At 68.0% G+C, this 14,316-nt stretch carries 7 protein-coding genes; 6 read left to right on the top strand and 1 reads right to left on the bottom strand.

Translation table 11 applies throughout. The annotated features are described in order from the left end of the window. The first annotated feature begins 118 nt into the window (after positions 1-118). The 4 genes from JTJ31_RS11195 to JTJ31_RS11180 all read left to right on the top strand — a co-directional run bounded on the left by JTJ31_RS11195 (position 119) and on the right by JTJ31_RS11180 (position 4,661). Positions 119-352: a hypothetical protein gene (locus JTJ31_RS11195; protein ID WP_207538744.1), complete on the top strand. Its 234-nt coding sequence runs from the start codon at positions 119-121 to the stop codon at positions 350-352. Positions 353-355: 3 nt separating this feature from the next. Beyond that, on the top strand, positions 356-1,804 hold the full coding sequence (locus JTJ31_RS11190) for a CHAT domain-containing protein (protein ID WP_207538743.1): 1,449 nt from the start codon (positions 356-358) through the stop codon (positions 1,802-1,804). Then, the gene (locus tag JTJ31_RS11185) at positions 1,801-3,387 is read left to right on the top strand and encodes a hypothetical protein (protein ID WP_207538742.1); all 1,587 of its coding nucleotides are present in this window, start codon (positions 1,801-1,803) and stop codon (positions 3,385-3,387) included. Before JTJ31_RS11190 ends, JTJ31_RS11185 begins: the two co-directional genes overlap by 4 nt. 290 nt (positions 3,388-3,677) lie before the next feature. After that, complete coding sequence (locus JTJ31_RS11180; protein ID WP_207538741.1) at positions 3,678-4,661, top strand: Bug family tripartite tricarboxylate transporter substrate binding protein; 984 nt, start codon at positions 3,678-3,680, stop codon at positions 4,659-4,661. 206 nt (positions 4,662-4,867) lie between these two features. On the opposite strand, the gene JTJ31_RS24995 is transcribed toward JTJ31_RS11180, so the two are convergent. Beyond that, the gene (locus tag JTJ31_RS24995) at positions 4,868-10,981 is read right to left on the bottom strand and encodes an autotransporter outer membrane beta-barrel domain-containing protein (RefSeq protein ID WP_207538740.1); all 6,114 of its coding nucleotides are present in this window, start codon (positions 10,979-10,981) and stop codon (positions 4,868-4,870) included. Positions 10,982-11,922: 941 nt separating this feature from the next. Here JTJ31_RS24995 and JTJ31_RS11170 point away from each other — a divergent pair. Beyond that, positions 11,923-12,957, top strand: coding sequence for a hypothetical protein (locus JTJ31_RS11170; protein WP_207538739.1), 1,035 nt, complete (start codon positions 11,923-11,925; stop codon positions 12,955-12,957). A gap of 93 nt (positions 12,958-13,050) precedes the next feature. Next, the gene (locus JTJ31_RS11165) at positions 13,051-14,304 is read left to right on the top strand and encodes an NAD(P)/FAD-dependent oxidoreductase (RefSeq protein ID WP_207538738.1); all 1,254 of its coding nucleotides are present in this window, start codon (positions 13,051-13,053) and stop codon (positions 14,302-14,304) included. Positions 14,305-14,316 lie beyond the last annotated feature (12 nt).

Genomic DNA, 14,316 nt, shown 5'->3' with positions numbered 1-14,316 from the left:
GCTTTGCTTCTTGTTTCCCGGCGGGAGTTTTTTCTTCCAGTCAGCGGAAACTATGCTCTAGCATCCTTCAATCGCAAGGCGAATCCACCGGTGGGCGCACCCTTGCGGGGAGGGCGTCATGGACACTCCGCTCCACTCTCTGCCACCTTCGCTTGCGCAGATGCTGGCCGACGCAGCCGCCAATGAGGCGCTGGCCGAGGGCGCTGGCGCATCGCGCGCAGACGACCTCTTTATTGGCCAAGGCGGGACGCTGACCGAAGGGCCGCCGCCACGAGGCCTGCGCTCTTCGCGGCAAGTCCCGCACGCGGCGGCCCACTTTGCCGATCTCGACCTCTACGGCCGACGTGAGTGAGCCATGCCGGATCTGGGCCACACAACTCTGCAGGCCCAGGCAACGGAGGCGCTGTGGCGCACCTTCGGCACCGCCCAGGATCTGCATGACGGGATCCGCGACCATGGCGGGCCGGACCTCGCGGAAGAGCACAATATCCATACCGGCACGCGGGAACTGGCTGCTGCGGCCGTGCGTAGCGCGATGGACCTGGACCCAAGCGGATTGTCACGGCTTCGCGATTTGCTCCTCGCCGCGCTGCGGGCGCGGCGCGGCTCTCCGGAGCTTCGGGCGGCGCTGGAAGCCATGGGCGTCAAGGTGCCGCCGCATCTCGCAAGCCCGCCCGAGAAGGTGCTCCACCTGCGTGTCCTGGAGGTAGGGAACCGCTTCGAGATCCAGGCAATCAACGAGGCAAGGGAAATCCGGGAGGGCGAATCCCGCCGCTTCGCGCCAGAGTTCATCACGAGCCTCGCCCGGCTGAAAGAGGTGCTGGCCGTCTCCTCGACCACCAATCGCGGCACGGTCTTCCAGGCGGGCAATCGCCGTTTCGACAAGGCAATGCTGAAGGAGCTCGGCGACGATGTGTTCGAGTTCCTGATGCCGCCCGAGGTCAACCGGTTCTTTCTGGACAATCTGGAGAAGGCGCTGAACGCCAATACGAGCCTCCAGGTGATGCTGGACGTGGAACGCGCCCCGAGCCTCGCGCACATCCCTTGGGAACTGGCTTTCGACCCACGCCGGCGTGGCCATCTCTGCCTGGGCAACGAGGCGAGCCTGTGCCGGGAGGTGGATGCCGTTCTGACACTCCTCCAGCCCAAGCGCGAGCTGCGCATCCTTGGCCTTGTCGCCGCCGGCGACATCACCACCCCCGGTGCGCCAGATGACGCGCTGGAGGTGGACCGCGAGCGCGACCTGATTCAGACGGCGCTGCGCGACGTTTCGCCGGCCGTCCAGCAGGGATGGTGCCTCGGCGGGACCCTCACCGAACTGCGGCGCATGATGCGGGCACGTGCCCCGGGCGATGGCTGGAGCGTGTTCCACTTCATCGGCCATGGCGGGTTCGACGAGGAGGCAGGCGAGGGTTACCTCCTGCTTCGCGGCGCCGGAGGGACCGTCCCCGTTACAGCAGACCGCCTGGCCGACATCCTGCTAACGCCCGGCGGGACGCCGCAGCTCGTCGTGCTCAATTGCTGCTCCGGCGGCACGACGGCGCAGGGAAAACCCTTTTCCTCGGTGGCAGCCACGCTTGTGCTACGGGGCATCCCGGCCGTGATCGCAATGCAGTTCCCGGTGAGCGAGCCGGCAGCGCTCTCCTTCAGCAGGAACTTCTACGAGGCCATCTCCGAGGGGATGAGCGTGCAGCGCGCTCTCACTCAGACGAGGCAGGCCCTGAGCGACGATTTCCCTGAATGGGTCACGCCCGCCCTCTTCACCAGCGGCGGCGATTTCGCATTGGTGGAGCCGCCCGCATGACGGGGGCCGCAGCCTTCTGGTTCAGCCTCGTCACGGTGGGGTACTGGGCGTTCTGGAACTTCCACCGCCCCCACCCGCCGGATGCGCTGCGCTACAGCGTCACGCTTCGGCGATACATCCTAGGCGTCACGCTGCACATTGCTTCGGCGCTGGCCGTCTTCGGCTTCGCGCTGATCTGCGCGCGCCTCGTCCAGGAGAACTTCCTCCCCGACATCCGCTCAATCGAGGCGCGCACCGGATTGCCGCTCACAGCGGCACTTCTCGTCACCGTGCTGCTGCCGCGCCTGCCTGGCACGCGCCTCCTGGCGGACGAGACACGGGGAATGCTGCAAAGGCTGGCGCTCTACCCTGCCTCCACCGAACACCTGACCCGGCTGCTCGCCGCGGGCGGGTGCAGGGCGGACGACGAAACCCGCGCCGCGCTGCGCCAGGAGATGGTGCTTTTCGGCCTTTCAGCCGAAGCTCTGGACCGGATCTACCCGCCGGCGGTGGTGGCACGGTTGGACGAGACGCACGCGCTGCGCCTGCGCTTCAGCGAAGCCGTGAAGGACCCCGGCCTGTCTGCCTTCGTTCGCGCCAGGGGCGGTGAGATCGAGGAGGCGAGGCTTGAGCATCTCCGCCTGCTACGTCGGGTCGCGCGCGCCACGCTCCTCGCGGAGGAGCTCGCGGATGCGCCGGTGCCCGACTATGCGGAGGAGGATCACCCGGGCCTCGAGGCGCTCTCGGAATTCGTGCTGGAGGAAACGAAGGCTGTTGCGGCGCGTTATCACCGCCTCGCCGCCGATGCTGCGCTCTCCATGTTCCATCGTCTGCAGGACCGCGACGCCTTCCTCGACAGTCTCGGCTTCCCCACGCCGCCTCCGCTCGACCTGCCTTTCGGCTCCGTCGTGGTGGTGGCGGGCGTCATGCCTGCGACCGTCGCCTTGCTCTACCTGCGGCCCATGCTGGAGTGGAGCGGCCTGATTCCGGACTCCGGAAGGCCACCGCCATCGCTGGCGCTCGTTCTCGCCTTTTCCGTGCTCCAGCTCACCATCGTGCTCTGGGCCGTGCTGCCCAAGGCGCTGACCCGCTGGGCCTGGCCGAGGCGCCGCACGCTGCCGCTCGGCTCCTATGCCGTTGTGGCGCTGGGTGCGTTCCTGACGCAGGCCGCCTTCGGATGGCTCATGGTGACGAGCGGCGTGATGCCGCACATGTCGCGCTTCGGCATCCCGTCGCTGCAGGTGATGCTTGCCGCCAGCCTCTTCGCCATCGTCAGTACAATCGGCCTTTGCCTCCTGATCGACCGGCGCCTCCTCGATAACCGTTTCCGCTTCTTCAGGGGCCGCTGGCTGGATGGTCTGGTGCTGGCCGCGGCCATGGCGCTTGCCGACAGGTACCTGTTTCAGAACGCCATCGTCGCACTGGGCGGAACGGCGCCAGGTCTCTGGTCCACCACGATCCTGGGTGGGCTGGGTTTCGTGCTTGGCGCGCTCGTCCCCTCATCCGTGGCGGCGTGGCTCAATCATCGCTTGGCGAAGACCGTGGTGGAGGAGACGGCAGGAGCAATCGTCGTTCCTGTCCGCGTTCCTGTCACGGTCGATTGAGGCGCGCTCCCGTGTCTTCTTCGCGAGGCGGTTCAGCATGACAGACGCCAGCAATCCAGAGCTGAACCGGCGCCTAAGAATCACCGTATTTTGAAGGGCCGTGGTGGCAAGCCAGACGTACAACGGTGACTGAGATTATCCGTCGAGCACTTCATGCATCGGGTGAGCGCGTAGCGTCTCTGCATTGTTACGCGCTTCCACTGGCGCATCCTCGAGCATGCGAAGCGAGTTCCGCTGCACATGAGAACCAGACTGGGCGAGCGCCCTGCGCTTCGAGGAAGGAGAAACGTGTGGTCGAAGGAAGCCGCATCGGGCGGCGCACCCTGTTCGGCGCCGGGGCGGCGCTCGCCGCGACCGGCCCTGCCGCGGCCCAGGACAACTACCCCAACCGCCCCATCACGGTCGTCATCGGCTTCACATCCGCCGGCCTGACCGACACGATGACGCGCATCATCGCTGGGCGCATGGGGCGCGAACTTGGCCAGAATTTGGTGGTGGAAAACCGGCCGGGCGCCGCGACCTCCACCGCCTCCGCCTATGTCGCCCAGGCGCGGCCGGATGGGTACACGCTGCTGATGGGCACCACGAGCCTCGCCATCAACCCGGCGCTGCAGCCTAATCTGCCGCCACGTGATCCGCGGCAGGAACTGGCGCCGGTGGGCATGGCCTATGAAAGCCCCTTCCTGCTGATCGTGCGCGCAGCCCTGCCCATCCGGGACCTTGCGGGCTTCGTCGCCCATGCCCGTGCCCATCCCGGGCAGATCCAGATGGGCAGTTCCGGCATCGGCGCGACCAACCACCTGCTGATCACGATGCTGGCACGCGAGGCCGGGATACGGCTCGAGCACATCCCCTATCGCGGCGCCGCCGCTGCACTGATCGACCTGCGCGGCGGCCGCATCTCCGCCACCTGGGCCACACCCCCCGACGCCATGCCGCTGGTCCAGGACGGGACGGCGCGCGTGCTGGCGATTTCCTCGCACGAGCGCATGCGGACCCTGCCCGACATCCCCGCCGCGATGGAATCCCTGCCAGGAGTCCACGGCACCTTCTGGCAAGGCCTCTTCGCACCGCCCGGAACGCCCGAGCCCGTGCTGGGCCGCCTCGGCGCCGCGCTGGACACCGCGACGCGCGACCCTGAGATCGCGCGCCGCGCGGAGGAAGGCGGCGTCGTGATGCGGCCTGGGGACGCCGCGGCGCTGCGAGCCCATCTCGCCTCCGAGACGGAGCGATGGAGCAAGGTGATCCGGTCGGCGAAGATCAAGGTGGAGTAATCGTGGCGGGTTAGAACCAGCCCCGCCGCCGTAACGCGTGCCGGCGGGTCGCGCGCCGTCGCAGGGCTGTCCCACGACCGGGTTCGCCCGGACGCTTAAGTCATGGCGCGGGAAGAGGATGACCGCCACTTCCGGGGCGAGCGTCGTGGAAACCCATCAAGCGCGACCCCGCGTTCTCGCGTCAGGAGTCTCGAAATCACCGTCGCTCAGAACCGGTAGGCAAGCCTGCCGAAGCCCATATGCGACACATAGCCACTGCCGACCTCGCTGCTGTACTGGAGGCGAAAATCCCAGTTCGAGCCGCTCAGAAGTTCCACACCCGCAGTGAAGCGCCCCAGCACGCCCGGGATCGGAATGGCTGCCCGGAACCCTGGACCCGCAGCCTGGCCCGAGAACCGGGCCGTCGCCGCCCAATCCCGAGCGCCGATGAACTCGACACCCGCGCTCACGAATGGCCGAAGCACGGCCGTGTCGCTGAGGCGAATGCGCCCGCCAATCTCGATGGCCGGAACCGCGGAGAAGGTGGCCGCTCCCTTTGTGGCAACTGACAGGTTGAAAGGACCAGCCCCCGTCTCTGTGTAGCTGTCGCCACGCACGTAGCTCAGGCGCAGATCGAGGCGCGGCTGGATGTACCAGCCGTCGAAGGGGATCTGATAGGCGAAGCGCGCGTGAGCCCCCACGTGCCACGCGGATGGGGACGCCTTCGCCAAGGCGCCGAAGCTGCCGACCATAATGCTGCGCCTGCTGTTGTAGCTCCCGTAGCCGAAGTCGAGGGCGCCCGAGATCTGAAGCCGCCCGGTCTGGAAACGGACCGAGGCCCCCACCAGCACGCTGTCGCCCGTGATTCGGGAGGGGCCCGGATTGCCCCAAAACTCGCTGCTCTCATAGGCGATCGAGCCACCGACGACCCAGCCCGGCGCAACCCGGCGTTGGCCACCAGCCTGTAGCGTCCAGGCCCTCGTGGTGTAGCCTGATGAGTCGTCGCTCCTCCCCTGGCTCGCATAGCTGCCGAAGATGCGCGCCCAGCCACAGCTGCTTTGATCGAGCGACCGGCCCGCCCCCTCGTAGGTCAGGCAGTCGTCCAGCATGTTGGCGACAAAGCGATGGCTCGTGCGGTAGCGGAAGGCCGCAATCGCACCCACCGTCTCTCCCGAGAGGCTTGAGAGTGCTTGTCCGTAGGCGCCCCGATCCCGAACGCCGGCGAGGGCCGTGAAGCCGGCATCGAAGTTCGCCCCGCTGTTCCAGATGTCCTGCAGATGCGCCGCGACCCGCCGCTGATTGGTGCCTAGCGAGGCCGCAGCCATCTGGAACTCCGCCACCGGCTGAACTTGCAGGCTGTTGCCGGTTTGCTGCGTATCGAAGCGGAACAAATGGATGCGTGCGGCGGAGAGACCTGGGCGCAGCTCAAGCCCGTCCGTCGCGCTCACCACCGTCACCGCACGATTGGCCATCAGATAGGGACGCACCTCGACGGTCCCGGCCAGCTCCGCGCGTCCCTGCACCAACAAGTGATCCGAGGCTCCCGTGCCATGGTTCGTTTCCAGCACGAGACGCCCGGTTGGACCCTGCACGAGATTGCCGTTCAGCGTCGTCTGGCCGACCAGGCCCATGCCGCCGACGAAGAACGTCCCCGCATTGCGGAAGGTGCCACCGCTGAGATTGACCCGCGTGGGCGCCGAAACCACGCCGCCCGCCTGGTTGTCGAGGCTGCCCCCAGCGCCGTCGTTATAAACAATTTCTCCCAGGATCTGCCCCGTATTGGTGACCGAGGTATTTCCTCCCGGGCTATCGGTGAGGATCGCGATGCCGCTGGAGTCGCTCCGGCCGATCACGCCTGCATTGGTGATCCGATTCGCCGTGCCGCCCAGCAGACGGATGGCCGCTGCATCCTGCTGGCCAGGTGCCTGTCGGGTTGGTGAGTCGGGCAGCCCGCCCCGAACGATCGATGCTTGGTCGATCGAGATCTGGATCGGGCTGGACGAGGTGCCATCGCTCTGGGCCAGGATCCCGGTCGATCCCAACCCGGCTGCCACCACCTCGGTGGCTGTAAGGGAGATCGTCACGGGACCGCCGCTCCCGCTGCCGCCGGCCGTGCCGCGCGCCTGGACGTTGGTCGCCGAACCATTGGTGATGTTGTAGTTCACCAGCCCGCCACCGCCGCCGATGCTCTGGGCGAAGATGGCGGGGGCGAAATTGCCGGTGGTCGTGATGCGGGCGTCGCTCGCGGTGACGCTCACCGTCCCGCCATCGCCCGCATTGGCTTTGACCGCGAGCGCGGTGCCGACCACATACTGATTCACCGCGGAGACATCGCCGGCCAAGCCGCCACCGCCGCCGATGCTCTGGGCCAGCACGCCGAAAGCACCGTGCCCGCTCGTGGAGATGACGGTCCCGGCCTGCAGGGTTACGGCGACGGTTCCGCCATTGCCGCTTGCGCCACCGTTCCCGCCGTTCCCGCCCGGCGGAAGGTTGACCCGTCCGCCCACCGCGAGGCCGCCGCCACCGCCGATCGATTGCGCCAGGATGGCATGGGCATCGAGCCCCGACGTCGTGATGGGTCCGCTCGTGGTGACCTGAACCGGACCGCCATTTCCAGCCACGCCGTTCTGGCCGCCAATGGTCAGGTCCAGACCGTGGACGTCCCCGATCCGTCCCTGCGGGTTGATGATGATCTTGGAGGGGTCGAAGGTCTGGTCGGTCGTCATCGTCCGCGCGAGGCCACCGCCGCCGCCAATGCTCTGCGCGACAATGGCGATGCCGTGCTTGCCGGTCGTCGTGATTGTGCTTCCGCTGGTGCCGTCGCCGGTGGTCACGCTCACTGCGCCGCCATCGCCGCCCTGGCCGCCATTGCCACCGATACCGACCGACAGGCTTTTCAGTGAGCCGCTGACCGTCCCGGCCAGCGAGCCCTCGCCGCCGCCGCCGCCGATGCTCTGCGCGAAGATGCCGAAGGCCGCTACACCCTGGGTCATGATCGTGCCGCCCGGTCCATTGATGACCGTGACGATCCCGCCATGCCCGCCCGCGCCACCGCTGCCCCCGATCCCCACCGCGGTCTGGACCGGCGTGTCGTCATTCGCCGTGCTGCTCGAGGTCGCACCGCCCGCGCTCCCGCCGCCGCCGCCCACGCTCTGTGCGTAGATGCCATCGGATTGGGCGCCGTAGGTGGCGATCGAGCCGGTGTTGGTCGCATTGACCGCACCACCATTGCCAGCGGCGCCGCCACTGCCCCCGACGGAGACGGAGACGTTGATCTTCACGCTGGTCCCGTTCTCGGCCGCGCCCGCCTGTGGCTGCGTGAAGATGCCGGTCAGCTGATTGAAGGTCGCGTCGATCTTCTGGCCGATCTGCCCGATCTGCAGAATGCCGTCGCCCAGGTTCTGGACCTGCTGGTTGAGGCCAAGCCCCTGGGACAGGTTGTTGAACAACGCCTGTGCGTTCGACAGCGGGGTGACGCCGCCGGCCGTGGCGCCGCCCTTGCCGGCCTTGCCGCCGCCGCCACCGATGCTCTGCACGGAAAGCCCGATGCTGTCGGTGCCGCGCGTGACGATGCTGCCCGTGTTGCGGACCGTCGCGGTGTTGCCGTCGCCGCCCGCACCGCCATTGCCGCCGACGCCTACGGAGACCGACAAGTTGCCGCCGCCGGCTGTGGCCGTTCCGCCACCGGCTGAGCCACCGCCGCCACCCACGCTTTGCGCGAACACGCCGTCAGCGCCGTCGCCGCGCGTCGTGACCGCGCCGCTGTTCAGCAGATCCACCGTGCCGGCATGGCCACCCGTGCCGCCGGTCCCGCCCACCGCGACCGATGTGCTGAAGCTAAACTTGGCGCTGCCGGACGAGGCTGTCGCGTCGCCTGCGCCGCCCGTACCGCCGCCCCCGCCCACGCTCTGGGCGAAGACGCCATAGGCATCCTGCCCCATCGTCGCCACCAGCCCTGAATTCGTCAGCGTCACCGCGCCGCCCGTGCCGCCGGTCCCGCCGGACCCGCCGACCGCCGCCGAAACGGAAATTGAAACAGAGCCTTGGCTACCGCTCGAATAGGAGGCTGCCGTGCTGTCTCCGCCGGTGCCGCCGCCACCGCCGACCGATTGCGCGATGACGCCCATCGCGCCATCGCCGGCCGTAGTGATCAGCCCGGCATTGCTGAGCTGAACCCCGCCGCCGGTGTTGCCGGCGCCGCCTTGACCTCCGATCGCGACCGATACGGAGATCGCCGGCACGTCCTTGTTGGGCGAGAAATCCACCGCATGCGCTGCCGCCGCGCCGCCACTCCCGCCGCCCCCGCCGATGCTCTGGATGAAGACACCCGCAGCGTCGGGGCCATAGGTCGTGATCTGGCCGGAATTTGTGACGGACACATTCCCGCCCGGCCCGCCGCCGCCGCCGCGCCCACCGACCCCCACTGCGCCGGTCGGCAGGACCCCGGCGGCGAAGGCGAAGGCCGAACCGCCCTTGCCGCCGCCGCCACCGATGCTCTGAACCTGGACCCCCGCCGCGTGGTCACCGTAGCTTGTGACCAACGCCTGGTTGTTCAGCGTTACCGTGCCGCCGCTTCCCCCGCCCTTTGCATCGCCGCCGATGGACATCGAAAGGAAGCTGACGCCCTCGGAACTGGCGCTGCCGCCCGCTCCGCCCGAGCCGCCGATGCTCTGTGCAAAGACGCCCGCGCCGCCGAGCGTGCTGGTGGAGGCAAACACACCCCGCGTCAGGTCCAGCTGAACCGCGCCGCCATCGCCACCGAGGCCGCCATTGCCACCGATCGCGATCTGCACGCCGATGGCGACGCCGACCGTGTCGCCCCCGGCCCCACCGCCGCCGCCGACGCTTTGCGCCAGCACCGCGATCGCGCTCCTGCCCGTCGCGACAACCATGCCGTTGGGCGAGGTGACGGAAACCGGGCCGCCATTGCCGCCTGGCGCACCCGCACCGCCGGAGGTGTTGAAGCTTGCCTGGCCACCATTGCCACCGGCCCCGCCGACGCTCTGCACCAGCGCGCCATGGGCGAAGCTGCCTGAGGTCCGGATTGTCCCGACGCTGCCCGTATTGCCGAGTGTCAGGGCGGCGCTGCCACCTGCGCCGGCGAACCCACCGCCGCCTGCACTTCCTTCGATGGCCTTGGCATTCGCGCCCCGTCCGCCGGCGCCGCCATTGGACTGAACCAGCACTCCCTGCCCGCTGGTCACGCCCGGGGAACTCGATCCATTGAAGGTCACTGTCCCGAGGATCGTGGCGCTTGCGGCACCTCCAGCGCCGCCGTTGCCGCCGCTGCCTCCCTGGTCATCGGTCGCGTAGTAGGTCACTCCGCCATTGCCTCCGGAGCCACCATTGGCAGAGACGGAAATCCCGCTGACGCTAAAAATGACGGGAGCGAGGTTCACCGTGACCGAACCGCCGCCAAGCAGGATGCTCGCTTGTCCGCCATTGCCACCGACGCCGCCATTGCCCCCCGATGCCGTCACCAGGTTCCAATAGGCCTTGCCGCCGTCGCCTCCATTGCCTCCCTGCGAACTGACGGCTAGGCCGAAATCCACGGTTGCGACCGTGCCGCTCTGCCATTGCAGCGAGGCCCCACCGCCGGAGCCGCCAGCCCCGCCATTCGCACCCTGCGTGGTATCCAGCTTGTCGGTGGTCGAAGCGTTACCGCCCGCCCCACCATCCCCGCCGATGCTTTGGACCAGGACGCCAATATTGTTGGCCTGCAGAGATCCGCTGGCGGTCATCGCGATGGAGCCTGCAGCCCCACCCGCGCCGCCGCTTCCGGCTTGTTTCGCCCAGATCCCACCGCTTGCGGAGCCACCTCCGCTTCCGCCACTGCCGCCCCGCGAGACGGCGACCAAGCCATAGGTGGCAAGCGAGCCGCCAGCGTCTGGAACGAAAGTTCCGTTGAACTGGACCGTGATGTTGCCTCCAGCACCGCCCGAAGCGCCCTGCCCCCCGAGGTTGCTGGCATAACCGCCCTGCCCGCCGGTGCCGCCAAGCCCGCCGATGCTGCCGTAATTGGCGCCTATCGTCTGCATGCCCCCGTCAGGGAAGCCGCCGCCGATGATCGTCAGCCCGCTATTCGTGCTATTGATCTGGGCTCCGGCCTGGCCGGGGCTGCCTGGATTGCCATCCTGCCCGTCCGATCCGGCCTGTCCGTCGCAGCCGCCGATGCCGAGCGACCTCACGTCATACGGGGTCAATGGCAGCGTCGTGCCGAAGCTCTGGTTGGAGTAATCGGCCTGAATGGGAGGGGGCGGCGACGGGTTGCTGCTCGAATTGCACTGGGCCTGCGCCGCGGCGGGCCAGAGGAGATATCCCAGCTCGCAGACGCCGAGCATGAGTGTGGCTCTGGCGTAATGGCGGGCTTGGCGCGCCCTGTTCCGACGGAAGGTCGAACTCATGGTGGCGAGCTGATGCGAAGCGCTGCACCGTCGGTAGCAGCGCTTTCCACGGGCATCATCGGACTCCCTCCTAAGCGCGCAATCGCCATCTGGGCGCCTCGCGGTCTCCGGGTGGGCACCGCATCCCAGCACCGGCAGATGCGGCGGAAAGAAGCTTGCCGCTGCCGGCCAGCCATCGGCTATGCATCTTTGGAATCTCCGCGAAATTCCATTCAATTCCCCAGATGTTCTGCCTGCGCTGAACGTCTGTTGGTCTGCGCCAAAGATGCGGCGAGGAACCACCGGCCACTCGTGAGCGTGTGTCGTTGGACATGGTTCAGACAAAAGGGCTGCGGCGCTGGAAGCAGCTCCCCTGCCACGCAAGGGGACAGGGCCTCAGAAGCGGCAGGAGACGCAGGTCTCCGTTGTGGAACGCGAACCGTCACCCGCCTCGGGTTTGCGTTGGACGCAATGTGCCGACGACATCCGGGATAGGCGCAGTCGCTCGGAAGCCGCGGCTCACTTGTGTCCCTGCGGGCCATTCTGAGGCTGCCGAAGCACTGCAGGCGCCGGAGCTGGTTTCAGTCTTGGCGAAGGCAAGCGATCCGATCTGGCGCTGGGCGTAACCCGCGCTCCGAACTCGGTTCAGGTGATCGCGACGAAGGCTGCGGCGGCGCTTCGCCTGGACAGCAGGCGAGTCAAGCAGCCTCCCAAGACAGCAATCCACAAGGAATGGAACGCCATGGAAATTCCAGCCCGTCTGGCAATCCGGCTTTCCAGGCTTCAGGATTGTGGGACGCGCCATCCGACCCTGGGTCGGCGCGTGGCGTGGGCCGCCGATTGGCCAGGACCCAGGACGGAGGAACGGCATGGAACGGTCGGGCGAGGGGGTGCGGGACGTGGCGGCAAAGCTGCGCGTCACCGCGGCTGCGCTCGGCGTCTCCGGGCAAAAGGAGTTGTGCGCCGCATTCCGTCGCGTCAATCCGAGGACCGGCTTTGATCTCGACCGCTCCTACAAATGGATGCAGGGCCGGTCCCTGCCCCGGTCCCAGCAGGTGTATGAAGACTGGTCGGCAGTCTGCGAACTGGACAGGCCAGGAGCCTGGATCGCCGCCAGCACCCTCGACGAGTTCGCCACCGCCCTGGGCGCGCGCCACGGCCTCGACCCCGAGGTGCTGCTCCGCCGCGCCGGGGTGGATGAGCGATCTGCGTCGGGAACACGGAAGGCAGTGCCCGGCCAGGAAGAGCATTACCTCCAGGGTGTCTATGCCTGCTTCTCCCATGCGCAATCGCCTTACTACCGAGATCGCATCATTTGCGGAGCATTGCTGGTGGAGTCCGTTGCGCCGCGTTCGAAGCCGGGCAATCCGTCGGGCACCGGATTGGCAGCGCGGTACTCGCAAGCGCTTCCTTCTGGCCAAGCCTACGTCTCGGGGCCGATCCTGCGCGGTGCAGGGCGGGCGCTCACGCTCACACTGCACGAGGGTGGCAGCGCGGGAACCGCACCGCTCTGCCTTTCGCTCGCGCTGCCTGCGCCGCCCGGCAGCCTGCTTGCAGGGATCATGACTGGCTTCACCATGCTCGACCCCGCTGCGCAGCCGCCCTATGCAACACGGATCGTCATGATCCGCGTGCCGGTCTCCATTGAGACCGTCGAGTCCGCCGGCGGCTATTTGAGCGCCGAGCCAGCTTCCCTGGGGCGTGAGCTGCGCGGGCTGGGGCTTGTCCTTTCACCGGCCGCGGAGCTTGAGGCCCGGCTCTGGCGCTTCCTGACGGCGTCCGAGGGTGGGCGTGCAGGCACGGATCAAGCGCCGATGGCGGACCATGCCGCGCTCAATGCCGCTTGCGACCGGGCATGGTTCGATACCCTCGAGGCAAGCGAAGCGCCCCCGTTTGCTCAACCGCTGGCAGCGACGGGGACTAAGCGGCGCTGAGCCCGCGATCTGGAGCAGTCTGGAAATTCCATATCGCCGGGCCTGCCTTTGATCGCTCAAGCTATCCTTCGCCTAGGACCGTGGAGGAAAGCGGTGGAGCGCGGACGGATTGTGGTGGTGGGTGGCGGCTTCGCGGGAGTGTGGGCCGCCATGGGTGCTGCCCATGCGCTGAACCGCTTCGGCGCCTCCGATGCGGCGGAAGTGACGCTGATCAACCCCGACCCTTTCCACGTTATCCGCGTACGCTGCTACGAGGCGGAGCTCGATGCGATCCGTGTGCCCCTCGATCGCGTCCTCGCTCCGATCGGCGTGAAGCATCTTGCGGCAACGGCGACAGCCATCGACGCAAGGCGGCGCATGGTGTCGCTTCGCCCCTCCGGCTGCGCAGACGGCATGGACGCTGTGGGTTATGAACGGCTGATCCTCTGCGCCGGCAGTTCCCTGCAGCTTCCCGCCATCTCGGGTCTCGCCGAACACAGCTTCGACGTGGACAGCTGCGACGGCGCGGCCCGCTTGGCATGGCACGTCGCCGCCCTCGCCGAGCCCGGCATTGATGCCGCTGGCCGGTGGACAGCCGTCGTGATCGGCGCTGGCCTCGTGGGCCTAGAAATCGCCTGCGAGCTTCCAGCGCGACTGCGGGAAGTGCGGGACCGTGCTGGCGGAGTCGGAGAGCCGGTGCGTGTCTTGTTGCTCGACCGCGCAACGGAGGTTGGTGGGGCGATGGGGCAAGCCGCCGCCATCCCATTGCGCGCGGCTCTCGAGGCAGCCGGCGTTGAAGCGCTTGGCGGAACGACCGTCTCGGCGGCCGATGCAGGCGGAGTTGTGCTTGGAAGTGGCGAGCGTATCGCGGCGCGGACCGTCGTCTCCGCCACCGGCATGCGCGCGAGCCCGCTTGCCACGACGCTCGGCGTCCCGCTCGACCCGCTCGGGCGCGTGCCTGTGGATACGTATCTGCGCGTGGCTGACGCTGAGGGTATCTTTGCGGCTGGCGACATCGCCAGCGCCGTCGCGGACGATGCGGGACACAAGACCGTGATGTCCTGCCAGCATGCACGACCCATGGGGCGCGTTGCCGGCTTCAACGCCGTGTGCGAGCTTCTGGGCCGCGAGGCGGAACGCGTGCGCTTCTCTGCGCCTGGCTACGTCACCGTGCTCGACCTCGGGCCTTGGGGTGCCGTCTACACTTCCGGTTGGGAACGCGCCGAACTCGTCGCCTCCGGGAGCCGGGCCAAGGCTATCAAGCGGAAGATCAACACGCACCGCATCTATCCGCCGCTGGATGACCGCGAGGCCATTCTCGAGGCGGGCGCGCCGTTGTCGCAGCCTGCGCCCTCTGCCCGCGCGTAGTTGTGGATGCAT

The organism is Sabulicella rubraurantiaca (assembly GCF_017355885.1).
In the GTDB taxonomy this organism is placed as follows: Bacteria; Pseudomonadota; Alphaproteobacteria; order Acetobacterales; family Acetobacteraceae; genus Roseococcus; species Roseococcus rubraurantiacus.
Note: the sequence above shows the minus strand (reverse complement) of the source record. Positions and strands in the feature narration are given on the sequence as shown.

Bases quoted from the DNA above. Each gene is read 5' to 3' on its own strand.
- JTJ31_RS11195 (WP_207538744.1), top strand. From the start codon at position 119: ATGGACACTCCGCTCCACTCTCTGCCACCTTCGCTTGCGCAGATGCTG.
- JTJ31_RS11190 (WP_207538743.1), top strand. From the start codon at position 356: ATGCCGGATCTGGGCCACACAACTCTGCAGGCCCAGGCAACGGAGGCG.
- JTJ31_RS11185 (WP_207538742.1), top strand. From the start codon at position 1,801: ATGACGGGGGCCGCAGCCTTCTGGTTCAGCCTCGTCACGGTGGGGTAC.
- JTJ31_RS24995 (WP_207538740.1), bottom strand. From the start codon at position 10,981: ATGCTCGGCGTCTGCGAGCTGGGATATCTCCTCTGGCCCGCCGCGGCG.